At 36.7% G+C, this 23527-nt stretch carries 17 protein-coding genes and 1 other annotated feature; of the genes, 12 read left to right on the top strand and 5 right to left on the bottom strand.

All coding sequences use genetic code 11. The features are described 5' to 3' along the window. Positions 1–36 precede the first annotated feature (36 nt). Entirely contained in the window at positions 37–1314 is a 1278-nt protein-coding gene (gene serS, locus HHT355_RS11575; protein ID WP_103203607.1) for a serine--tRNA ligase, read from the bottom strand. Between the two features lie 118 nt (positions 1315–1432). Beyond that, positions 1433–1632 (bottom strand) — a binding site (T-box leader). A gap of 479 nt (positions 1633–2111) precedes the next feature. On the opposite strand from serS, the gene HHT355_RS11565 reads away from it, so the two are divergent. The 3 genes from HHT355_RS11565 to HHT355_RS11555 all read left to right on the top strand — a co-directional run bounded on the left by HHT355_RS11565 (position 2112) and on the right by HHT355_RS11555 (position 6207). Next, entirely contained in the window at positions 2112–2831 is a 720-nt protein-coding gene (locus tag HHT355_RS11565) for a GntR family transcriptional regulator (protein ID WP_103203605.1), read from the top strand. A 455-nt stretch (positions 2832–3286) separates the two neighbouring features. After that, positions 3287–5374: a ribonucleoside-triphosphate reductase, adenosylcobalamin-dependent gene (gene nrdJ, locus HHT355_RS11560; RefSeq protein WP_103203604.1), complete on the top strand. Its 2088-nt coding sequence runs from the start codon at positions 3287–3289 to the stop codon at positions 5372–5374. Positions 5375–5523: 149 nt separating this feature from the next. Then, positions 5524–6207, top strand: coding sequence for a DUF3298 and DUF4163 domain-containing protein (locus HHT355_RS11555; RefSeq protein ID WP_103203603.1), 684 nt, complete (start codon positions 5524–5526; stop codon positions 6205–6207). Positions 6208–6323: 116 nt separating this feature from the next. Here HHT355_RS11555 and HHT355_RS11550 read toward each other — a convergent pair whose 3' ends face one another. From HHT355_RS11550 to HHT355_RS11540, 4 genes are all read right to left on the bottom strand, one after another. Then, positions 6324–7784, bottom strand: coding sequence for a TrkH family potassium uptake protein (locus HHT355_RS11550; protein ID WP_103203602.1), 1461 nt, complete (start codon positions 7782–7784; stop codon positions 6324–6326). A gap of 109 nt (positions 7785–7893) precedes the next feature. Beyond that, positions 7894–9249: a Trk system potassium transporter TrkA gene (gene trkA / locus HHT355_RS11545; RefSeq protein WP_103203601.1), complete on the bottom strand. Its 1356-nt coding sequence runs from the start codon at positions 9247–9249 to the stop codon at positions 7894–7896. 249 nt (positions 9250–9498) lie between these two features. Further along, positions 9499–9642 carry a hypothetical protein gene (locus HHT355_RS13660; protein WP_158245961.1) on the bottom strand — a complete coding sequence of 48 codons (144 nt, stop codon included), beginning with the start codon at positions 9640–9642 and terminating at the stop codon, positions 9499–9501. 110 nt (positions 9643–9752) lie between these two features. Further along, positions 9753–10853 (bottom strand): peptidylprolyl isomerase, encoded by a 1101-nt coding sequence (locus HHT355_RS11540; protein WP_103203600.1) that lies wholly within the window; start codon positions 10851–10853, stop codon positions 9753–9755. A gap of 308 nt (positions 10854–11161) precedes the next feature. Here HHT355_RS11540 and HHT355_RS11535 point away from each other — a divergent pair, with 308 nt between their 5' ends. The 9 genes from HHT355_RS11535 to HHT355_RS11495 all read left to right on the top strand — a co-directional run bounded on the left by HHT355_RS11535 (position 11162) and on the right by HHT355_RS11495 (position 23318). Further along, positions 11162–12139: an AAA family ATPase gene (locus HHT355_RS11535; RefSeq protein WP_103203599.1), complete on the top strand. Its 978-nt coding sequence runs from the start codon at positions 11162–11164 to the stop codon at positions 12137–12139. Between the two features lie 11 nt (positions 12140–12150). Further along, positions 12151–13398, top strand: coding sequence for a DUF58 domain-containing protein (locus tag HHT355_RS11530; RefSeq protein ID WP_103203598.1), 1248 nt, complete (start codon positions 12151–12153; stop codon positions 13396–13398). A gap of 10 nt (positions 13399–13408) precedes the next feature. After that, positions 13409–15979 carry a transglutaminase-like domain-containing protein gene (locus tag HHT355_RS11525; RefSeq protein WP_103203597.1) on the top strand — a complete coding sequence of 857 codons (2571 nt, stop codon included), beginning with the start codon at positions 13409–13411 and terminating at the stop codon, positions 15977–15979. 69 nt (positions 15980–16048) lie between these two features. Then, positions 16049–16702, top strand: coding sequence for a cytidylate kinase-like family protein (locus HHT355_RS11520; RefSeq protein WP_242967668.1), 654 nt, complete (start codon positions 16049–16051; stop codon positions 16700–16702). Positions 16703–16711: 9 nt separating this feature from the next. Further along, the gene (locus tag HHT355_RS11515) at positions 16712–17929 is read left to right on the top strand and encodes an AI-2E family transporter (protein ID WP_103203596.1); all 1218 of its coding nucleotides are present in this window, start codon (positions 16712–16714) and stop codon (positions 17927–17929) included. Positions 17930–18135: 206 nt separating this feature from the next. Beyond that, complete coding sequence (locus tag HHT355_RS11510; protein ID WP_103203595.1) at positions 18136–18933, top strand: ABC transporter ATP-binding protein; 798 nt, start codon at positions 18136–18138, stop codon at positions 18931–18933. Positions 18934–19015: 82 nt separating this feature from the next. Beyond that, positions 19016–21475 carry a COG1361 S-layer family protein gene (locus tag HHT355_RS11505; protein WP_103203594.1) on the top strand — a complete coding sequence of 820 codons (2460 nt, stop codon included), beginning with the start codon at positions 19016–19018 and terminating at the stop codon, positions 21473–21475. A gap of 39 nt (positions 21476–21514) precedes the next feature. Beyond that, complete coding sequence (locus tag HHT355_RS11500) at positions 21515–21991, top strand: hypothetical protein (RefSeq protein ID WP_103203593.1); 477 nt, start codon at positions 21515–21517, stop codon at positions 21989–21991. Then, entirely contained in the window at positions 21981–23318 is a 1338-nt protein-coding gene (locus HHT355_RS11495) for an ABC transporter permease (RefSeq protein WP_103203592.1), read from the top strand. Before HHT355_RS11500 ends, HHT355_RS11495 begins: the two co-directional genes overlap by 11 nt. The last annotated feature ends 209 nt before the right edge of the window (positions 23319–23527 follow it).

The following is a 23527-nucleotide window of genomic DNA, read 5'->3' as shown; positions in this document are numbered from 1 at the left end:
TGTGTTTAACCTTCATAAAGGATCTTATGATTTATATTACTTTATAATGGTCTTTCCGCCCATATAAGGCTGAAGGACTTTGGGAATATTGACCGAACCGTCGGCATTTAAGTTGTTCTCCAAAAATGCTATAAGCATTCTGGGAGGAGCGGCTACTGTGTTGTTTAATGTATGAGGATAATATTTGCCGCCTTCGCCGACTACACGAATTTTAAGCCTTCTAGCCTGGGCATCACCCAGATTGGAGCAGCTTCCTACTTCAAAATATTTTTTCTGTCTTGGCGACCATGCTTCCACGTCTATAGATTTAACCTTAAGGTCAGCAAGATCACCGGAACAGCATTCGATGGTCCGTACCGGGATATCCAAAGAACGGAACAATTCTACGGTGTATTGCCACATTTTATTAAACCACATCATACTGTCTTCGGGTTTACATACCACGATCATTTCCTGTTTTTCAAACTGATGAATTCTGTATACGCCTCTTTCCTCAAGACCGTGTGCTCCTTTTTCTTTACGGAAGCAAGGCGAATAGCTGGTTAGAGTCTGGGGCAGAGTTTCTTCAGGTATAATTGTATCTATAAATTTACCAATCATGGAATGTTCGCTGGTACCAATCAGGTACAAGTCTTCCCCTTCTATCTTATACATCATGGCTTCCATTTCGGCAAAGCTCATAACACCGGTAACAACTTCGCTTCTTATCATAAAGGGAGGAACACAATAAGTGAAACCCTTATCTATCATAAAGTCACGGGCATAGGAAATAATGGCCGAATGGAGCCTTGCGATATCTCCCATCAGGTAGTAGAAGCCGTTTCCTGCAACTTTTCTGGCACTGTCCAGGTCTATACCGTTTAATCTTTCCATTAAATCGATATGGTAGGGTATTTCAAAATCGGGAACAACAGGGTCGCCGAATTTTTGAAGTTCTACATTTTCACTGTCATCTTTACCTATAGGAACACTGGGATCGATTATGTTTGGTATAATCATCATTATCTTGGTTATTTTTTCGTTTAATTCGGCCTCTTTTTCTTCCAGTTCTTTAAGACGGTCGGATTGCTCTGTAACCTTTTTCTTAAGTTCCATGGCTTCATCTTTTTTGCCCTGGCCCATAAGGACTCCTATTTGCTTTGACAGGGTATTGCGTTCATATCTTAAATTGTCGGCTTCCTGTTTGGTTTTGCGGTTTTCGATATCCAGAGCGATGACTTCATCTACCAGTTCCAGCTTATGATCCTGAAACTTCTTTCTGATATTTTCTTTAACAATTTCAGGATTTTCTCTGAGAAATTTTAAATCAATCATAATATTCCTCCTTACAAATTTTTAATTACATATACTCGATTTAAATTAATTATTTTAAAGGTACAGGCAGGCAAAAACAGCCGTTATGCATATAATATAAAATCCTTCTGTCCCAATTTAATGGGACGGAAGGATCCGCGTTGCCACCCAAATTGCCGGCTAAAAGAGCCGACCACTCGTCAGTACTGTAAAGGGTACCAGCCTTTGACTCATCGCCAACAGCTCCAAAAGTGGAAAGATTTGGTCCTTCACCGATTCCCACCAACCATCGGCTCTCTGAAGAAGTTCACAAATCGTAGCTTTTATCATCGCTGATATGTCCATATTGATTTTTACCAATTATAAACCTTTTTATAATATTTTTCAAGGGGGTGTAAGCCTCAATAATAAATTTGAGTATGGTAAATACTGAAGCACTGATAAAGGAACCGAGTATAGACGGTCTGTTCATTGGAAGAAGCTCATGACAAACAGATAGTTTCTATCGGATTATAAAAAATATTGATATAATTATGAAAAGAGGAATTTTGACGAAGGGATTTGAAAAACATGGATGATATGATAAAATTGATAGGTGAGGAATTGAATGTTAAAAAGCATAGAAAGCAGTATTAAAAGAGCATCCATAGCTTCCGGGATTTATACTTGCCTACCATGGTATTGTGGTTATGGACAAGGACACTCTTAATACTTTTCATACGGCAGAATTAATTGAAGAAACCGCTCAGGTGGAAATCCTATAGGTTTGATAAGCATACTAAGTTTATATAATTTATGTACAGGATGGTAGAATAGTCATGAATTTAAATATGCGCATTACAATGAATAATGTTAATACAGATGTTATTCAACATAACAAGCTGCCTAATTTAGTTCTTGATAAACTGATGGATTGGATCATGGACGGAAAACTACATATGGGAGAAAAGCTAAATACCGAAGAGCTGGCCAGCAAACTGGGAGTCAGCCGTATGCCTATTCGCGAAGCCTTAAGCAGCATGGAAAAGATGGGATTGGCAGAATCTATACCTTATGTGGGAACCAGACTTGCTAAGCTTACGCAGGAAGATGTAAGGCAGATTTATATAGCAAGACAAGCATTGGAACCTGTTGCAGCAAGCTATGCCTGCAATAAAGTCACTGAGAAAGACATTGAACTTTTGGAAAAGATTCATGAACAGTATAAGATGACCGTACGCCAGGACGAGGTACCGGCCAAAGAGATATATATTCTTAACCGTTATTATCATTTCAGTATTTATAATATAAGCGGTTTAACCCGTATATGTTCCATGATTGAATCGTTGTGGGACTGTTTATCTTTCTTTAAGCTGATTTACGGACAAAAATTTATTAAAGATAAGAATGACAGGGAAAACATGATCTTAGAGCACGAAAGCTATCTGCAGGCTTTGAAGATGAAAGATTCAGACAAACTTTACAAGCTTTTGTGGGATAACTTGGCTAAACGGATCGAAGATATTCCCTATGATGCAACGGCATATTTTGAAGAGTAGCAGACAGTTTTTTAATCGGATTGGAGCATGATAAAAAATGGACCAAACGGTTATGGCAGGCATTTCTTTGGAAGAGATAGCCAAAGAAAAATAAGAATTGGCTGTTGCGTTAAAAATCTGGGGTAAGAGATGAGGTTTATAAACAGTTTTAGCCAGGGATAAACTTAAATACCGATAATTAATATATAATTTAATTTAATTAGAGAAAATGAACACTATTTAAGGACGGAACTTTAATTCCTAAAATAGTGTTTATTATTTTGCCTTTAAAATATTAATTTTGGTAATAAATGATAATAGTAATCAATTAGTATTGACATACATATAGTAGTATAATATAATATATCATACAATATGTTGTGCCGAATAAAACCAAACGGTTTATCCAAATATAATTGTGAAATGATTAATATTAAAAATCCATAGGAATTAAGCCGACAGGAAGGAGTACGGAAATGGAACGTTTATTATCAGAGGAATTTTTAAGTACATATCGCAATGCAAAAAACCCGCTCAGTCCCATCGGGGAATTTGTTTATCTTCGGACCTATTCCAGATATCTTGAAGATAAAAAAAGACGCGAAACATGGTTTGAGACGGTTCTTAGGACAACGGAGTATAATGTAGGCCTGGGTATCAAGTTTAAAAAGAAAATGGGCATAAATATAAATATGGACGAGGAGATTAAGGAAGCCGAGCTTTTATTTGACAACTTATTTAATCTCAGGACATTTACTTCCGGAAGAACCCTTTATATGGGCGGGACCGAAATTGTGGAAGAATATCCTTTATCCAACTATAACTGTGCCTTTACCAATATAGAGAAATTATCCGATCTGGTAGATGTCTTTTATCTGCTTATGATAGGAAGCGGAGTAGGAGTCCGTATAACCAAAGATTTGATAGGAAAGCTGCCAAAGGTGCGCCGCGTTACCTTGGAGGGTAGATATGACGGTACCATAAGGGCCGTTACTTCCAAAGAGGAAATGGAAAATACCAGATGCATTCATGATGATAAGGATAATTCCATTGCGGTAATTATTGTAGGCGACAGTAAAGAAGGCTGGTGTGATGCTCTGGACAGCTTTTTTAAGCTGGTTACCCTTGACGAATTTAAAAATGTAACAAAGATAATAATTGATTACAGTTATGTAAGACCTGAGGGTGAGAGGTTAAGAAGATTTGGAGGCAGAGCTTCCGGTCATAAATCTTTAAAAAAGATGTTTGAAAAAATTAATAAGGTTATAAATCGCAGGCAGGACGGCGTTCTTAAGACCATAGACATACTTGATATTGCAACAATCATCAGCGAGAATGTGGTATCCGGCGGAGTCAGAAGAAGCGCTATGATGGTGATATGCGATGAAGACGACGATGAAGTTATAAATGCAAAACGCAATATATACAAGGTTATTGACGGTAAATGGATAGAGGATACAGAAATATCCCACAGAAAGATGAGCAATAATTCCGTACTTTATACTGAGCGCCCCTCTAAAGAAAGAATTAGAGAGATTTTGGAATCAATTAAAATAAACGGAGAGCCGGGCTTTATAAATGCGTCTGAAGCTTTAAGAAGAAAGCCTTCCTTTAAAGGCTGCAATCCCTGCGGTGAAATTCTTCTTAGGTCAAAACAGTGCTGTAATCTTACTACCAATAACCTGATGGGATTCGTTAAAGGATCTGTTTTGGATGAAGAACAGCTTAAAAAAATTATTAGGCTGTCAACCAGGGTGGCAATCAGGATGACTTTGGTTGATGTTGAACTTCCAGAATGGAATAAGGTTATGCAGGAGGACAGAATTATCGGGGTATCTCTTACCGGCATAATGGACATGGTAAATAAAACCGGCATGAGCTATGATGACCTGGCAGGCCTGCTTTCGAGATTGAAAGAAGAAGTTCACAAAGAAGGCCATCGTTACTGCAAAGAACTGGGAATTGAACCTCCGAGTCTTATGACCACTATAAAACCGGAGGGAACATTATCAATGTTACCTTGTGTTAGCAGCGGAATTCACTTTGCTCACTCCAATTATTATATTCGCAGGATAAGAATTTCCGTAAACGATCCTTTGTATAAAATGGTTGAGAAACTTGGATGCTATCCGATCTATAATGAGGTAGGACAGACCGATGAAGATTGTACCATTAAGGTTATAGAATTCCCGGTTAAGGCATCCGAAGGCAAGACAAAATTTGATGTGGGAGCTATAGAGCAATTGGAGCTTTATAAGTTGTCAATGAAACATTGGACCGACCATAATACCTCTATTACGGTTCATGTCAGAGATCACGAATGGGATGAGGTTGCACAGTGGGTTTATGATAATTTTGACGATATAGTAGGAATAACTTTCCTGCCTTTGTCAGAAGAAACATACCCTCTCCTTCCTTTCGAGCGTACCACAAAGGAGGACTACGAAGAGAGGCTTCAAAAAATTAAGCCCTTCGATTATGAACTCTTGGCAAAATTAGAGAATGACGATATCCATGATATAATCGATAAAGAATGTGAAACAGGGGCTTGTCCTATAAGATAGAAGATTTATAAACTGAATTTAATAATATATTTATAATAATGAATGAGATATGCCCGGCAATATAATGTAAACAGTAATATAATGATAAGCATAGATAAACGGTATCAGGCATATGATTTGATAAGAAAACTTTTCGGAAGTTGAATTATATGCCTGAATGCCGTATTTTTGTTGGCAAGAATGTTATAACACAGGAAATGTATTATAAAAATCAGGTTATTTTGACCTATACAGTTAACTATCCTTATTTCACTTCACATTATAATCTGCTTATTCTGGAGCAGATAAATGCCTATTACAGGACAAGGGCCATGATGTACATAAATAAAGAAATCAAAAACCTATATATGCAGGCAACGGTTGATTATGAATATGCGATGGCTAATCAATTTCCGGTAAGACAGTATGAGATATATGAAGATTTTACCGTAACATACAACCGGGATTGTATTTTAAGCTTTTATTTTGACCGGTATGTGTATACCGGAGGAGCCCACGGGTCAACGGTCCGTACATCGGATTCATGGAATATAGCCTGCAGCAGGCCGCTTTCTATTACAGACCTGTTTTCTGCCGGTACGGATATTAGGGAATATTATATAAGGGAAATACTGGAGCAAATAAAAAATGAACCTCAAAATGGAATAATGATGTATTTTGATGACTACGAAAATCTCGTAAGGGAAAATTTAAATCTCAGCAATTTCTATTTGACAAACGACGGCGTTGTTATATATTTTCAGCAGTATGAGATTGCCCCTTATGCCAGTGGTATACCAGAATTTTTAATACCTTTCTCCGAAGACGGAGCCGTATTACCTGATTTTTGCTGATAAAGTAATAATGAAAATGACTTTATGAAGTTGAATTTGAGCCTATTAGGTAACTGAAGTAATAGTTGTTAAGAGTTAACATTTGCAAGTTGAGCATAAAAAACATTGACCGGATTTTACCTGGTCAATGTGATTTTGTGGGACATTATTTTGCTTTTTACTAGATTTATAAGAGCAAGCATCGGGAAAATTTCCAGCCTTCCTGCCAGCATGTCAAACATTAGAACAGTTTTGGTCAGGTTTGAAAAAGCACTGAAATTACCCATAGGGCCAACCGTTTCAAGACCCGGACCAATATTATTTAATGTAGCCGCAACGGCCGTAAAGCTTGTGGTGAAATCCTGGTTATCCAGTGATACTATCAGAAGAGATGCAGCAAATATGAGTATATAAGCTACAAAAAACACATGAATGGAACGTATGGTTTCATTTTCAATTTTCTTTCCGTCAATTTTTAATACTCTGACGCTTCGTTTATGCATAAGTGAAGAAACTTCATGGCGCACAGTTTTAATTAGAATAACAATACGGGAGACTTTCATACCCCCGCCGGTACTGCCTGCACAGGCTCCGATAAACATTAAAATTACAAGAATTACTTTTGAAAATGTAGGCCAATAATTAAAGTCTACAGTGGCAAATCCGGTTGTAGTGATTATTGATGAAACCTGAAAAGCCGCAGGATGAATTGCAGCGAAAAATCCTTTTGGACCGCCGGTATTTAAGGATATCAGAAAAATAGAAGCAGCTACAATTGATACATACCATTTTAATTCTTCACTTTTAAAGGCATCTTTGAATTTTCTTAATAAAAGAAGATAGTAAACATTAAAATTGATACCGAACAAAAACATAAATATTGTTATAACGGTTTGCTGGTACCGGGTGTAATCAGCAATACCGGTATTTTTAATAGCAAATCCGCCGGTTCCCGCCGTACCGAAAGTAATAGTCAGAGCATCAAAAAGAGGCATACCGCCGATTAAAAGCAAAACAATTTGTAAAAGGGTCATTCCCAGATATATTTTATATAGTAATAGGGCAGTTGCTCTAATTCTGGGTACCAATTTTTCCACAGACGGGCCGGGGCTTTCCGCACGCATGAAGTGTATACTTTCACCGCCTGACATAGGAATAATTGCAAGCAGAAAAACTAAAACTCCCATACCGCCTATCCAGTGGGTAAGGCTTCTCCACAACAGCATACCATAATCCATTGCCTCAACATCGGTTAAAATACTTGAACCGGTGGTTGTGAAACCGGATATAATTTCAAACAGGGCATCGATATAATTGGGTATTTGCCCACTTATGAAAAATGGAAGTGCACCCATAATACTTAAAGACATCCAGCAAAGGGCGACCGTAATATATCCTTCTTTTGCAAAAAATATTCTGCTTTTAGGTTTTCTTAAGGACAAGGGAAGTCCTATCAATAAGCAGGCGGCTATTGTAATTAAAAAAGCGAATCCGCTTTTTTCACCGTATATTAAGGCACAAATAGCCGGAAAAATCATCAATGCTGCTTCTATATTTAAAATCCATCCTATTATGTAGAATATAATCGATTTATTCATTTCTAATCCCAACCCTTTTGACTGTTTTAGATATATTTAAATGATTTAAACTGTTCTTTTATATATAAAAATAAGAGAAAATATATAGTGCTGTTTAAGATACACAGCACTACAGCAGAATGTCATTAAGATCGTATAAACCTTTATTTGTAGTCACAATAATGACGGTATCTCCTTCCAAAATATAATCCTTTCCGGTAGGGATTGTTATTTCACCGTTTCTGTTTATGCAACAAACCAATGTATTTGGTTTAAGTGAAAGCGCTTCCAATGGGATGCCAAGAAGTTTTGCATTCTTTCCTGCATAAAATTCTAAAGCTTCGACTTTATTACTTACTATTCTGTATAGCGCTTCTATACCGGAACCTCCGCAATTTTGCATAGCTCTTACGTGCTGCAGGATACTGTCGGTTGTAATAAACTTCGGGTTAATAATTATTCCCAAAGGCATTTCGGAAATAATATCTTCATATGTCAGCCGTGTAATTTTTGTAAATATCTTTGCTTTAGAATGCTTTTTAGCATAAAGGGACAGTATTATATTTTCTTCGTCCAGATTTGTAAGAGACGCGAATGCGTCGATATCTTCAATACCCTCTTCTATAAGAACATCCCTGTCTGCGGCGTTGGCGTTGATAATAATCGCATCGGGAAGAAGTTCACTAAGTTCTTCACATCTTTCAAGATTTTGTTCTATTATTTTTAAGTTAATATTGGAATCAGCCAACCTAAGCGCAAGGTATTCTGCAATGGTACTGCCGCCGACTATCATGATATTTTTTATATCGTTGACCAGTATTCTGGATTTATGCACAAAGTCAATGGCATTCTGCGGAGATGCTATTATTGATATCAAATCGTTTGAACTAAGTTCAAAACCTCCCGACGGAATGTAAACATTATTTCCGCGCTCTACCACACACACCAATACCTTACAACGAAGTGTGTCGGACAGTTCCGAAATTTTCATACCGTCAAGCACTGAGTGTTCCGGTATATGAAGTTTAAGCAATTCTACCTTGCCTTTGGCAAAAGTTTCGACTTTTATTGCGGACGGAAGCCTTATAAGCCGTTCTATTTCAACCGCGGTTTCCAATTCTGGATTTATAGTCATAGAAAGACCCAAGCCTTCTTTTATAAATTCAATTTCCTCGTTATATTGCGGATTACGTACCCTGGCTATGGTATGGCAGCGGCTCGTCTTTCTTGCTATAAGGCAACAAAGCAGGTTAAGTTCGTCAGAACCGGTTACCGAAATTAAAAGGTCAGCCGTTTCTATTCCGGCTTCGAGCAAGGTACGGTGGCTGGTTCCGCTTCCTATAACTCCCATAACATCAAGGGAATCGGTAACCTTTTTTAGAGCAGCACTTTTTTTATCCACAACAACGATATCATGGCCTTCTTTATCCAGTTGCTCGGCAAGGGTACTGCCTACTTTTCCACACCCAACAATTATTATTTTCATTTTGATATTCCTCTCTGCTATATATACTTTTAAAAATATTTTATGATTCATCTAGATATAGGAATTACGTTCACTCATTATAGCACTATTTATTCAAAATGCAAGATATTACGATAGCAAAATTTTAACTATACTGTGTTTTATATATAGGAAATTAGTAGGGAATTTTTACATAATTATAAACAAAATGAGTCTGAAATACACATGAATTTTATGTGTATCCAGTCTCATTTTATTATTATTTCATATTTAGTTGCCTCCCGGACCGCTGCGACCGGGTGAATCATCAGGAACCTGGGCATGGGAATTTTTTACCGAGTTTTTAGCTTGATTTTTCTCCTGATTTTTTACAGAATTCTTGTTTTTGTAATTATTGTTTTTGTTTTTGGCCATGATATCTCCTTTCTGTGAATAACAAAGCAAAAATGCATTGTTATATCTTATGGAATTATACACTACTATTATTTCAGAAAAGAGATATATTATACGGCCATAAGGAAAAATTAATCAACCATTGTAATTCTGCCCATTCTTAAATTCCTAATTGCTCTTTCATGCAACTTATAATCATATTTGGGAAGGATATTTTCAGTATATTGCTTGCTGAAAGCTTCTTCTTCCTTATCTTTGATTGCTTGTTCCACAGCATTGTTATAGGCTTCTGATGAATTGTTGTTAATCATGCGAACAACATAATATCCGTCTTCTGTTTCAAGGATTTCACTTATTTCGCCGTTTTCCAGTGCCATTACAGATTCTTTAAATTCATCGGTGAAAAATGTATCTTTGGCAAGGAAGTTTGTTTTTAGGTATCTAAGCTCGTTTTCCTCAACGGGAACAAGTGTGGACCAGTCTTCAGTATTCAGGGCTTTTTCCCTCATATCGGCAATTTTATCATAGGCGGCTTTCTTTTCATCTTCACTCATAGGTTCAGTGGAAGAATTTTCTTCATTGGTTTTTTTGGTGGATATAAACAGATACTCTATATCGTATTGCCTGTATTCGTCATAATTTATATCTGCTTTGATTGCTTCTTCATCAATGGGCAACAGGTCAATAACATCCTGTTTGTATCGCTCCGCCAATTTGATTTTAGTGAATATCTCAGTTAGATATTCAGGGGTAAATCCGTTCCGTTCAATAAATTTCTCGGATAAGCCGCTATCGTTTAAAAATTTATCAATGTCTTCCTTAATAGTATTCTCTTCTTCTTGGGTCAATGTATATCCGTTGGCTACGGCTTCTCTATAAAGGACTTCAGTATAAATGACATTATTTATTGTTTCCAATTTTGCGTAGTCCCTAACAGTCATGCCGGTAGAATAGTCGTAAGTCATGTCCCAGTAAGAACCGCCAAACAACTGATTCATATAATCATAGGTGGACTCGCTATTGTAAAAATAGTAAGTAAGGTCTTCAAGATATAATTTTTCACCTTCTATGGTTATTAACGGCCTTTTATACAATTGATCAAATAAAATGGCGCCTATTAATAACAGGCCTAATACTGCAGAAGTCGCAATCCATATTTTGGGGCTGATTTTAAACTGTTTTTTCTTTTTTATATTCTGAGTACCTTTTATTGTTTTCTTTGTTTTGTTCACTTTGCTACCTCCAACGTTTTATCATGAAGTTAATTTTAAACGATTCTGACGATAAGTCAATATGTAGCTGATTATTTTTTACTATGTAGAAAATTTCTCCTATATATTTTAGTAAAATTATAAAAATATAATTTTTTAGAAGATTTTAAAATGTTAAGTCTATACTAATTATCTTATTAAATCCAGAGAAAAATGTTAATAATTTACATATATATTGACTACTTGGGTTCCAAATTAATTGAATTGGTGTAAAAATATGTTATAATAACAACATATACAGAAATAATTGGATAACAGGAGTGGCCCTGATGGAAGTTTATAACAGTAAAGCATTGCAAATTATAAACGAAGTAAATGAGGTTGTTATAGGAAAAAGGGAAATAATTATCAAGGTCCTGGCGGCTGTTTTGGCCAAAGGTCATATCTTGCTTGAAGATAATCCCGGGGTCGGAAAAACAACTATGGCTTTGGCATTTTCAAAAGCTATGGCTCTCAAATATAACAGGCTTCAATTTACGCCGGACGTACTGCCTACGGACGTAGTTGGATTTCATCTGTTAACCAAAGATGGGGAAAGTTATCAGTACAAACCCGGTGCTGTTATGTGTAACCTTTTTTTGGCTGATGAGATAAACCGTACATCCAGCAAAACTCAATCGGCTTTGCTTGAAGTTATGGAAGAGGGCAAAGTTACGGTTGACAGCATAACAAGAGACGTACCCAAACCCTTTGTGGTTATAGCTACACAAAATCCGATAGGGTCCATAGGTACTCAGATGTTGCCGGAATCTCAACTGGACAGGTTTATGGTAAGATTATCAATAGGATATCCTGATTTAAAAAGCGAAATAGGAATTCTTAAAGACAGACAGAATTCCAATCCGCTGGACAAGGTTACTAAAGTAGTTGAACGGGACGACATTTTATATATGCAGAATATGGTAGAGGGTGTATATATTCATGATTCCATTTATGAGTATATAACCTTACTTGTACAGCAAACCAGGGAAAATCCTTTGATAGAACTGGGAGTAAGTCCGAGAGGGTCCCTGGCTATAATGAATATGGTAAAAGCCTTGGCTTTTTTAAGCGGCAGAGATTATGTAATACCGTCGGATGTCCAGTATATATTTAAAGATGTTGCTGCCCACAGGATTATATTAAAACCGAAAGCAAGGGTAAACAACATTACCGTGGACAACCTGCTGGACGATATTTTAAGAATAGTAAGGCCGCCAAGAATTATTATAAAAGGAAAAGAAGCGGAATACGGCTTTAGATATTAAGAAGGTGGGCAATGGTACAAAATCAGTTAAAGTATATTGCAATTATAATCCTTACAGGGCTTTTAGCTGTATTATACAATGATTATTATATGGGGATTTTGTTTCTTGCGGTTGTGATTTGCCCTTTTATACTTCTTGCTATTCTTTTTTATGTCTATGTAAGCCTGTCCGTTGAACTGGTTTCTTCAGCACATGTGGCAAGTAAAGGGGAAAACATACCTGTATCCGTGCAAATTCATAATCCTACCTTATTTCCTGTTACTGTAATATGCATAACAATCAGTTATGTAAACTCTTTTTCGGACCGGTTTAAGCAGCACAAACAGGTTTTTTACGTATCCGTTGACAGCCGTTCGACTACCCATGCCACTTGTAACCTTAAATCGGATTATGCAGGAAATATAGTTGTATCCTTATCTAAAGTTAAAATATATGATTATTTAAAAATATTTTCTCTCAGAAAGAAAAATTTAAATGAAATTAAAGTAGCGGTGCTACCAAATTTATATGAGATGACCGATGACATAATTAATGCCCGCTGCGGGATGCAGATAGAAAGCGATACTTATTCAAATACAAAAAGCGGAGATGATCCCTCTGAGGTATTTGCCATCAGGGAATACCGGGAGGGTGACAGGCCCCAGAGAATACATTGGAAGCTCAGTCTAAAACAGAATCAGCTTATGATAAAGGATTTCAGCGAGCCTTTAAATTGCTCGGTGGTGATAATAGCCGATATGGCCATATCCGGGCGGAATGACGGACCGGATATAATAGATTCATTGCTGGATTGTACTCTATCTTTGTCATATTCTTTTATGCTGAAAGGTAAAATCCATTATCTTGCCTGGTATGACAAGACACAGGAAACCATAATAAGAGTAAGAATAGTTAATGAAAATGACTTATATGAAGCTATAGACGGATTGTTAAGCAGTGGCCCTTACATTAAAGATGTGGATGTAGCGGCAGATTATTTTGCACAGTACGCCAACGAGTTATATACGGATGTATTCTATATAACAAACAGGGTTAATGACGAAAAACTGGATTCTCTTATTTTGATAAAAAGCACCTGCAGACTTATTATATACGTTAATAAGGATGAAGAATCCGCCCAGTACAGTTCAATTGCTCAAGAGGATTTTACCGCCGATAATATTAAAGAAAAGTTGCTTGAAACCGGAATGGGCCTGTTTTTTGTAAGTTCTTCAGACATAAAGTCAGGACTTAAAAATCTGAAAATTAATTCGGAGTGACGATGAAGGTATGAAAAAAAAGAGAAAAGACGGTATAATTTTTGATAATACCGTTTATCTGGAAGAGGAAAACAAGAAGAAATTTCCTTTTTATATGAGATTAATACAACTGCTTGCTGTATTAGGCGGTAGCTGCTTCTTTATTGACTTTTTAATAAGATGTTTTAGTTTAAAAATTTTATACATTTGGCTGTATTTTAGTATACTCATAACAGGTTGCATATTTTTTGTTTTTTTCATACACCCTGCCTATGACTTAATAAAAATGATAATTTCCCTTGTTATATATGGCGGTTTATTCCGTTATTTTTTTAAGAATATCCGGAACGGGTTTTATCTCTTGGAAAATGCAGTAATAAAACGGGCAAGCGAGTATTATGAATTTGAGGCGTTCAAATTTGTTGTCGATATTTCTAACGCCAAAAAGGATTTAACCCTTGTTATTATATTTTTTCTTGTACCGGTAACCGGTATTTTGGCTTATTCGCTGCTTAGGGGCCGGTTAAACCGGATGATATATGTCCTTATGCTTTTTCCTGTGGCGGTAAGCTTTGCCATGGGCATTACCCCTCCGGAAATTCAACTGATCGGATATATTCTGGTTTTTCTTTTCATGTCTGTATCCAACGGTCTATTGCAGGTTGCGGACTATTCCCATAATAAATCAAGCCGGTTTCAACAGAGTATGATTCGCCGTATTGGAATAAAATCAGCCATGATAATCTGTCTCTTGTCGCTGTCTTTATTTTTTACCTTAAAACTTATTATTCCTGCCAGGCATTATGAAAATTTCAACAGAAGCAAAATATACGAAGCAAAATCCAGGATACAAAACAAGATTATGAATTTTTCCATACAGGATGTTTCGGAGAAAATTGCCGATGTTAAATGGAATATAGGTTCCGGCAAGATTACAAGCTCCGGCGGACTTAATTTTGGAGATCTTGGGAAAGTGGATCAGGTGGTTTATGACAATACAGAGCATCTTCTGATAAAAGTTCCGCTAAGCTCGGTAACGGAAGGCATATACTTGAAAGGTTATGTTGGAAGCGTTTATACCGGTGACAGCTGGGAACCCCATACCAGAGAGATTGCCGACAGGTATAAAGAAATTATAGGAGATATGTCAAGAGAAGAGTATGATCCTGTTATAGGAAATGCTATAATTTTAAGCTATTATCCGTATCGGCACTTTGTTCAAAAAGGCCGATATACGGTTATTTATCTGAAAGCCGATAAAAGATTAATATACGTACCCTATTTCAGTATTTTTTATGAGAAGGACAAGGTCGGTTATGAGTATGACCTGTCGGTTAAGAACGACGAAAATATTAAAATAGGAACCTATGATTATTATTACAATTTAACCACCGGTTTTAATGAATTTTTGTATAGAAGTTTTTATGAAACATTAAGGGAAGGGCTTAAATCAGACGATCAATTGGCTGAATATAAAAAAAATGAAGAAAAATACAGAGCGTTTGTATATGATATCTATACCAGACTGCCCGAGAAAGGATTAGAACGATTAAAAAATGATTTTTCTAGGGAAGCATTGGGAAGGCGAGCGGAAAATCTTGCCGATGCCATATCGTATATAAAAGAATATTTGTTTAATAATACACGGTACACCCTTGCACCGGGCAAGCTTCCAAAAGACAAGGATTTTGTAGAATATTTTTTGTATGAAAACAAATTAGGGTATTGTACCCATTATGCTTCGGCAGGAGCATTGATGCTTCGGGCTATGGGATATCCGGCCAGGTATGTGGAAGGGTATGCCATAAACAGTTCCGATCTTATGAATTCTTCATCCATTTATTTAGATGAAATAGACGGAGAAGACAGCAGTGTAGAAATAACCGTAAGGGACAATAATGCCCATGCATGGGCTGAAGTTTATTTGGACGGTTTTGGATGGATTCCGGTGGATTTTACTGTCGGGTCAGGCATGGATGATATGTCTGACATAATTGCAGATATTAACGGGACTGAACAAAGCAGGGATGATGTATTACCTACTCCGGTTCCTACTAAGGCTATGGCTAGTCCCAGTCCAGAGCCTACCAAAATTCCGGATAATATGAATATAACGGTCGCACCTGAGCCTGGTGAAAATAAAGCCGTAAAGAAAGATGGCATTAATGGCAAAAAAGCCGAAAAAAATTCATCAGGCACCATATGGTACGGTTTGGCGATACTTATTCTTACCGCGGCATTATGTTCATATATATTTAAAAGAAATTTCGGCAAAAAAAATGAAAACTTCAGCAAAAAAGCATTAAGGATTTATGAAAACATTGAACGGTTATTTATTATCGGCGGTTTGCTTCCAAATAAAGCAAAAAGCTTAGAAGACAATGAAGAATATGTAAAAATGAATTTTTCATTGCTTCCGGTTAAAGACTTTGAAGAATGCATGGATATTGCCAGGAAAGCCAGATTTGGAAAAAATGAAATTGGTTTCATGGAGTATTTGATCATAGAGGAGTTTTATAACAATTTATACAAACAGTTATATACCAGTTCTTCCGCTATAAAAAGAGTGATTTTAAAAGCAAGATTTTTAATTAAAAATTAATCTTATTTTGTTCTAATATTAACAATTATAAAAAATAGTATGATATACTGAATTTGGATGTATTAAATAATGTATTTGATAATGTATTTGGGGGTGAATACTATTAAAAACATTATTACAATAAGCAGGCAATACGGAAGCGGCGGAAGGGAAATAGGAGAGAAACTGGCTAAAAAATTCGGTGTTCCTTTTTATGACAGAGAAATAATTACAAGAGCTGCAAAAGAGAGCGGCTTTTCTGAAGCTTTTTTTGAAAATGCGGAAAAAAAGGCAACCAACAGCCTTCTATATACCATAGCTATGGGGATGAATGCATACGGAAACCAGGATATAGGTTTTATTAATCTTTCTCTGGATGATCAGATATATCTGGCTCAGTCTGATGTAATCAGAAAAATAGCCGGGGAAGGGCCGTGCGTTATAGTAGGAAGATGCGCCAATTATATATTAAAAGACCGCCGGGAAGCTGTTCATGTATTTATATGGGCAGATTTGGCTTACCGCAAGGAAAGAGCAATTAATTTGTACGGTATGCCTAAAGAAAAGGCCGAGGATAATATTTTAAAAATCGATAAGCAACGAGCGAATTATTACAATTATTATACCGGCGAAAAATGGGGCAGGACTGAAAATTATCATATATCTGTACGAAGTGATTATGTGGGTATAGACAATGCGGTTGAAATTATTGCGGATTATATTAAATACGGCGAAAGGAGATAAATCGTTTTAATGAAGCTTAAAGACCGATTTAATCGTAAGTATTTGCAGATATCCCTGTATGTTATTTTCACGGCTATTATTATTTATATACTTTCTTTATTGGCGAAAAATGCATGGCAGATTTTGTCTGTACTGATTGAAAAGTTAAATTGGCTGCTTAAGGTGATAAAACCGGTAATATTAGGTTTTGTATTTGCTTATCTGATGGATCCGGTTGTAGGATTTTTTGAAGAAAAATTTCATAAGTTTAAATTGTTTAAAAAAATGAAAAGGCAAAGAACCTGGGCGGCTGTTTTGTCTGTTGTACTATTGTTTATAGTTGTGGCTTCTTTAATATCACTGCTGATTTACAGCGTGACGGATCAGCTAAAACTGGCTAACTTTGATGATATTATAAGACTGGCGGAAGGTTATAAAAAGAGTTTGGAAGCTTTTTATAATTCTATTTTGCAAAATATGGAGAAGCTAGATATTCGTTCAAGCCAGTTGGAGCAGTATGTGGAAGAGACCGTGACTGTAATACTGGATGCACTAAAGAATTTGGCACAAAACATAGTCAATACTCTTACTAATATATCAAAATATCTTACAACGGTTATTTTTAGCTTTATCATCGGATTTTATTTTATCATCGACGGAAAAATAATTAAGGATTTTATAAAGAAAACATTTTATGCAGTCTTTTCCGAAAACACCAACAACAGAATTACCCTTATACTGAATGATTTGGATTATGCCTTTTCCGGTTATCTTAGAGGGCAATTGACCGATGCTCTTGTTATGATGGTACTAATAAGCCTAACTTTGTCTCTTACCGGTGTCAGATTTGCACTGGTTATAGGCATATTTGCCGGAATAGGCAATTTAATACCGTATTTCGGACCGGTTATTGCCTATGTAAGTACGGCATTCGTTTGTCTCATAAACGGTGAAATAAAAAAACTTGTAATATCCATTATAATTCTTGCCGTCATTCAGTTTATTGACGGAAATTATATCGGGCCGAAACTTTTAAGCCGTTCAATTAAAATTCATCCTCTGATAATAATAATATCTCTAATCTTCGGCAGTGCGGTCGGCGGCTTTTTGGGTATGCTTCTTGCGGTGCCGGTAGGTGCTTATGTGAAACTGGTATTTGTAAGATTTGTTGAAAACAGAGCCGCTAAAAAAAGTCAGACTGTAAAACCTGCAGATACGACAAATGATGCTAAACCGAACAAAATTTGAATAAATTTACAGAAATAAAAAAATTTATAAATTTTATAAATTTAATGGATATATTTTTTTGTTTCAATCGTCTAATATATAGTACATCAGGAAAATAAAAGAAATTATTTATTGATTAAAATTTTAACAAGGATTATAATGTAATATATTGTAAACATAATACTGGCTTTGCCTAAAATTTGCCTAAAAGTATAGGATGGTGCCATATGAAAAACGATCAGGATATTATTATACAGGTCAAAAATGCGAAAAAGATTTACCGAATGGGTAAGGAACGTATTGTTGCCGTAGATGACGTAAGCTTTTCTATAAAAAGAGGAGAATTTTGCTGCTTGTACGGCGCATCGGGATCCGGTAAATCGACTTTGCTGAATCTGATGGCCGGCATAGAAAAGCTTTCGAGGGGCCAAATAATTATTAAAGGGTATAATATACATAAAATGAGTGAAAAAGCATTGGCAAAGTTCAGGCAAAACACTTTGGGCTTTGTATTTCAGTCATATAATTTGCTTAATTCCATGACAGCCCTGGAAAATGTGGAACTGCCTCTTGTTTTTAAACATATGAAGCCAAAGATTAGACGGAAGTTGGCCCGCCAGATGCTTATAAATGTCGGTTTAGGGTCACGCCTGAAACATAAACCTACGGAAATGAGCGGAGGACAACAGCAAAGAGTAGGAATTGCCAGAGCTTTTGTCAGTAAACCGGAGATTGTATTTGCTGACGAACCTACCGGTAACCTGGATTCGAAAACGAGCAGAGAGGTTATGGAGCTCATAAAAAGTATGGCAAAGGCGAATAATCAGACGATAGTCATGGTTACCCATGACAGGAGTTTAGCTGATTATGCTGATAGAATTATTCACATACTTGACGGTAAGATTCAGGAGATTATTGAGGTTAATCCTGACAGTAAGGAAAGTCAGGAAAGCTCCGAAAACACACCAAATCAGGTTTATGAGCAAACAGCTGATAATATAAATGCCTTATCGGCAAGCAATTAGCAATTGTATTAATGTCTTAAGATTAAAACTAATTTAAACTCAAAGATATAATAACAAATAATAGGAAGTAGAGGGATATTGGATGAGTAAGAGAGTAGAAAGATTTATATCAACATTTTTATCGGCAGTATTGTTAATTATGATTTTGGCAGGTAATACAATACCGGTTAAAGCACAGGGAATTCAAGTGATTAACCCCAAGCCGGAAGTTTATGTTTTAACTCCCGGTGAGACAACAACACTTAAAGTTCCGGTAAGGGCTGTGGGATCTTCCATACATTCACCGGTTATAATAGCCGATACCAGCGGGACTCCTTATACCGCTACACAGCCGAAACTGGTTACGCCCGGATTAGGTTTAAATACCGATATAATTTATGAATATCAATCTGTTGATCAGTACATAGAATTTGATGTTACAGTTTCAGAAACTGCAAAAATAGGTATTTACCAGATTAAATTATACATTTACAGTACCGATGAGAATGGGAATCCGGCTTCAACGGATTTTACAGTTAATACTCAGATTTTACAGGAAATAGGACCGGCGCAGCTGGGAATTTATAATATTAAATATAGCAATGCGGTTATAGGAAAAAGTACTGAATTAACATTTACCGTAAGAAACGACGGTGAAATTACTGCCAGAAATGTTTTTGTAAGTGTAGATTACGGCGATACAGGAATGATAGCCGACTATGCTACTAAAAATATTAAGCTTCAGGATATTGAAAGACTTAAGGAAGTAGCCGTTAAAATTCCTATTAAGATTTTGTCCAGTGCAAAACCGGGAATGAATGTTATTAAAGTTAATCTGACTCATAAGACAGCAGAAGGAGAATCCATAACCGATTCTTATGATGTATATATTACCTTAAAAGAAAATAATGATGCGCCTAACCTTATTTTGGACGGTTATGAATATGAGAAAAGTGTAAAACCCGGTGAAAAACTGGGCCTCATTGTAAAGTTTAAAAACAACGGTAAAACAACAGCCTATAATCCCAGAATCAGTGTGGACGAATCAAGCCTCGGAGCTTCAAAATTTATAAAAGATTATTACACCGACTATATAGAATTGTGGGATATAGATGCCAAGAGTACATATAAAACCGAAATCCCGTTGCTGGTTTCCAAAGACATTACGGGAGGAGTAAAAGAAATTAAATTAAATCTGGTATATTTTGATGAGCAGGGAGTGGAGTATAAGTCTACTTTAACAATTTACCCGAGTATAGAAGCGGAAGGGGTAACAGAAGACGGAAATCCAGTCGTACTTATAAGCAACGTTAAACAGACTCCCGAAAGTCCTGAAGCAGGAGGAAGAATCTCCGTATCCTTTGATGTGGAAAACAAGAGTTCAAAGGATCTTAATGATTTTAAATTGCTTATAAAAAATCTGGCAGGAAGCAGCTTTATTCCTGTAGATTCCGATCCTTACTACTATATAAATGTGCTAAAAGCCGGAACTAAAAAGAGAGTAACTATGAACTTTACGGTATCTGAAAGTGCCGTAGAAGGATTAAATATCCTGACACTGGGATATTCATATACCGATGGCGGAAGTGATATAGACATACCTATTTTAAATGTAAGAAATGAGTTGGGAAGTGCCAGCAAACCTAAGCTTATAATCAGCAATTACGGATCGGATGCAGAAGAACTCCGTGCCGGTTCAATATTCAATTTCACATTTGAGGTACGCAATACCCATTCATCGGTAGCAGCTAAAAACATTATTATAACTGTATCCGGTAAGTCTTCGGGCAGTCAGGGAGAGATATTCTCCCCTACCCAGGGAAGCAACAGTTTCTTTGTAAGTAAGATCGGACCCGGAGAAACCTATACCAATACTCTTGAGCTGAAGATCAAATCGGATGCGGCAACCGCAGCATATCCGATAACGGTAACCATAGAATATGAATACGACGGTATTAAGCCAAATCCTACTACCGGAGAAATCGGAGAGAAAGTAACTCATGAATTAAATTTACAGGTTGTGGAAAATGCCAGACCGGTGGTAGATAATGTCCAGGTCTATTCCTGGGACGGTAATGTAATGGTGGGCAATCCGGCAACTTTAGGGTTTGAATTTTATAACATGGGTAAATCCATGCTTAATAACGTTATAGCTACGGTGGAAGGCGATTTTGTTGGTTCTGCCGGAAGTATGTATTTTTTAGGCAATGTCAATGCGGGAGACCGCCAATATGGAGAATTTGATGTAATCCCCAATGTGGAAGGAATGGCTAAAGGAATATTAAAAATAACATATGAAGACAGCAACGGGGACGAACAGGTATATATTAAGGAATTTGAGACCTTTGTAATGGGAGCACAGGTTTGGGATCCGGGCATTGAAGACGGAGGGGTTGATGTTTTCAATCCTGTCCTGCCTGAGCCTAAGAAACCTATTCTTCCTACATGGGCATTTGTAGTATTACAGGTTGCATTATTTATAGTATTTGTTCCTGTATCCAGGAAAGTAATCATAAGCATATATAAAAACAGACTTCGCAAGAAAGAAGAGGAAATGTTCTAATTAGCCTTATAAAAGGTTTTTATAGGAATGGAGGATATTATGGGTGAATTTATGAGAATTGGAAAAAATACAGCAGCTACGGAGGAAATGTCTACTATGGATGTTATATCCGATGAAAATATAACCATAGATGCAGAAGCAGATGCCATTATGAACGAAAATACAGCTTCGGATGAAGTAAATGCCGGAGAGTTCGACGCTGTTTCCGAGGAAAATACTTCCGGAGATGCTTTTAATGAAGGCATGGAAGACGGAGTGACAGCGGAGCCGTCTTTCGAAGAAGGAGAAATTGGAATCCCGGAGTTCGATGAAGGATATGTTGATCCCGGATATGTTGAAGGAGAAATAATGTATCCGGATATGGAAACTGGAATGAGCGAGGTGAAAGATCCGTTACTTTCTTCATGGCCGTTTGTGATAGGAATATCCGCAGCCGTGCTTCTTGTAAGTATTGCTCTCGGTGCGTTCCTGGCCAAACTTAAAATCAAAAAAGGAATTGATCTGTATGAGGATTAGTGATTTGCTGAAAATGGGTTTCAGAAGCCTGTTCAGAAGAAAAGTAAGAACCATTCTAACTGTACTGGGGGTCGTTATCGGCTGTTTGTTCATTATTATAACCATTTCTATCGGTCATGGAATGGATAAAAGTTTCGAAACCCAGGTAAAGGAATTCGGAAGCCTTACTATGATAACCATATACACCTGGGGAGATATCTATGACGAGAGCGGAAACTGGACCGGAAGCCAGCAGCAGAAGCTGGACAAAAATCTGGTAGAGAAAATAAAATCTATTGATCATGTAAGGGCGGTAACACCTGTAGTAAATGTAAATGGAACATTCTATACGGGAAAGTATGAAACCCGATGGAGCAATATGATGGCAATGGATATGGCCGTATTCGATGACTTTGAATTTCCGGAACTGCAGTATGGCGAATATCCTTCTGAAGAGAATGACAGTGTATTTGTATTCGGATCCGGTCAGCCTGAATTTTTTGATTCAAAGAATTGGAGAAACTATACTCCTATAGAACTTGACCTGCAAAAGGAAAAAATATATTTCAAATTTAATGATTGGCAATATAGGAGAAATGAAAAAAAGAAAGAGTTTGTATGGCAGGTAAATAACATTGCCAAGATGGTAGAAACCAAATCGGAACACGATTACTACATATATATTGATCTTGGTTTCTACGAAAAAATATATCGTCAATATGCTAACACCCTGGTCTTGGAAGACAGAAAGAAAGCCCTTCAAGAGCTGGAAAATTATCAGCAGATAAGACTTAATGTAGACAATATTGACCATGTCGAAGAAGTCCAGGATAAGTTAAAAGAAATGGGGTATCAATCATACAGTGTGATGCAATATATCAAGCCTACTATAGAAGCATCTAAAACCTTACAGATCATATTCTTCTTCCTTGGTGCCGTATCCATGTTTGTGTCTGCCATAAGTATAGCTAACACCATGGTAATGTCTATATATGAAAGGACTAAGGAAATCGGTATAATGAAGGTTTTAGGATGTATGGTCAAGGATATCCGCATGTTATTCCTGTTTGAAGCGGGAATGATCGGATTTTTAGGCGGTGTTATCGGCGTAGCATTTAGCTTTGTGGCCTCATTTCTAATCAACAAATACGGGCAGCCTTTGTTTGGAGCGCTGATGTCCGGAAGCCAGCCTGCAGAAGGTATGGCTGCTACATTTTCAATAATACCGTTTTATTTGCCTTTCCTTGGTCTGGGAATATCAGTGGTGGTAGGACTTTTGTCCGGATATTTCCCTGCCAGACGGGCGACAAAGATCAGTGCAATTGAGGCTATGAGGACTGAAAATTAAAGTATAAATGAATGCATATAGTAACCTGATTACGATATTTAAAAGTAATAATTTGCTTTAAAATTTTGGCAATTAATCTGAATGGCTTTAAATTTAAAATAATAAAAGATTTAAATAGGCTCTGTGCCAGTTATTAAGAAATATATCAATTATTCTTAATATGGCATAGAGCCTTTTGACATTAAGTATTTATTTTTTATGGCTCTTTG

Origin of the sequence: Herbinix hemicellulosilytica (assembly GCF_002904165.1) — a bacterium.
GTDB lineage: Bacteria > Bacillota > Clostridia > Lachnospirales > Lachnospiraceae > Mobilitalea > Mobilitalea hemicellulosilytica.
Note: the sequence above shows the minus strand (reverse complement) of the source record. Positions and strands in the feature narration are given on the sequence as shown.

Coding starts and splice junctions, on each gene's coding strand:
- serS (WP_103203607.1), bottom strand. CDS start 1,314: ATGATTGATTTAAAATTTCTCAGAGAAAATCCTGAAATTGTTAAAGAA.
- HHT355_RS11565 (WP_103203605.1), top strand. CDS start 2,112: ATGAATTTAAATATGCGCATTACAATGAATAATGTTAATACAGATGTT.
- nrdJ (WP_103203604.1), top strand. CDS start 3,287: ATGGAACGTTTATTATCAGAGGAATTTTTAAGTACATATCGCAATGCA.
- HHT355_RS11555 (WP_103203603.1), top strand. CDS start 5,524: ATGCCTGAATGCCGTATTTTTGTTGGCAAGAATGTTATAACACAGGAA.
- HHT355_RS11550 (WP_103203602.1), bottom strand. CDS start 7,784: ATGAATAAATCGATTATATTCTACATAATAGGATGGATTTTAAATATA.
- trkA (WP_103203601.1), bottom strand. CDS start 9,249: ATGAAAATAATAATTGTTGGGTGTGGAAAAGTAGGCAGTACCCTTGCC.
- HHT355_RS13660 (WP_158245961.1), bottom strand. CDS start 9,642: ATGGCCAAAAACAAAAACAATAATTACAAAAACAAGAATTCTGTAAAA.
- HHT355_RS11535 (WP_103203599.1), top strand. CDS start 11,162: ATGGAAGTTTATAACAGTAAAGCATTGCAAATTATAAACGAAGTAAAT.
- HHT355_RS11530 (WP_103203598.1), top strand. CDS start 12,151: ATGGTACAAAATCAGTTAAAGTATATTGCAATTATAATCCTTACAGGG.
- HHT355_RS11525 (WP_103203597.1), top strand. CDS start 13,409: ATGAAAAAAAAGAGAAAAGACGGTATAATTTTTGATAATACCGTTTAT.
- HHT355_RS11520 (WP_242967668.1), top strand. CDS start 16,049: ATGTATTTGATAATGTATTTGGGGGTGAATACTATTAAAAACATTATT.
- HHT355_RS11515 (WP_103203596.1), top strand. CDS start 16,712: ATGAAGCTTAAAGACCGATTTAATCGTAAGTATTTGCAGATATCCCTG.
- HHT355_RS11510 (WP_103203595.1), top strand. CDS start 18,136: ATGAAAAACGATCAGGATATTATTATACAGGTCAAAAATGCGAAAAAG.
- HHT355_RS11505 (WP_103203594.1), top strand. CDS start 19,016: ATGAGTAAGAGAGTAGAAAGATTTATATCAACATTTTTATCGGCAGTA.
- HHT355_RS11500 (WP_103203593.1), top strand. CDS start 21,515: ATGGGTGAATTTATGAGAATTGGAAAAAATACAGCAGCTACGGAGGAA.
- HHT355_RS11495 (WP_103203592.1), top strand. CDS start 21,981: ATGAGGATTAGTGATTTGCTGAAAATGGGTTTCAGAAGCCTGTTCAGA.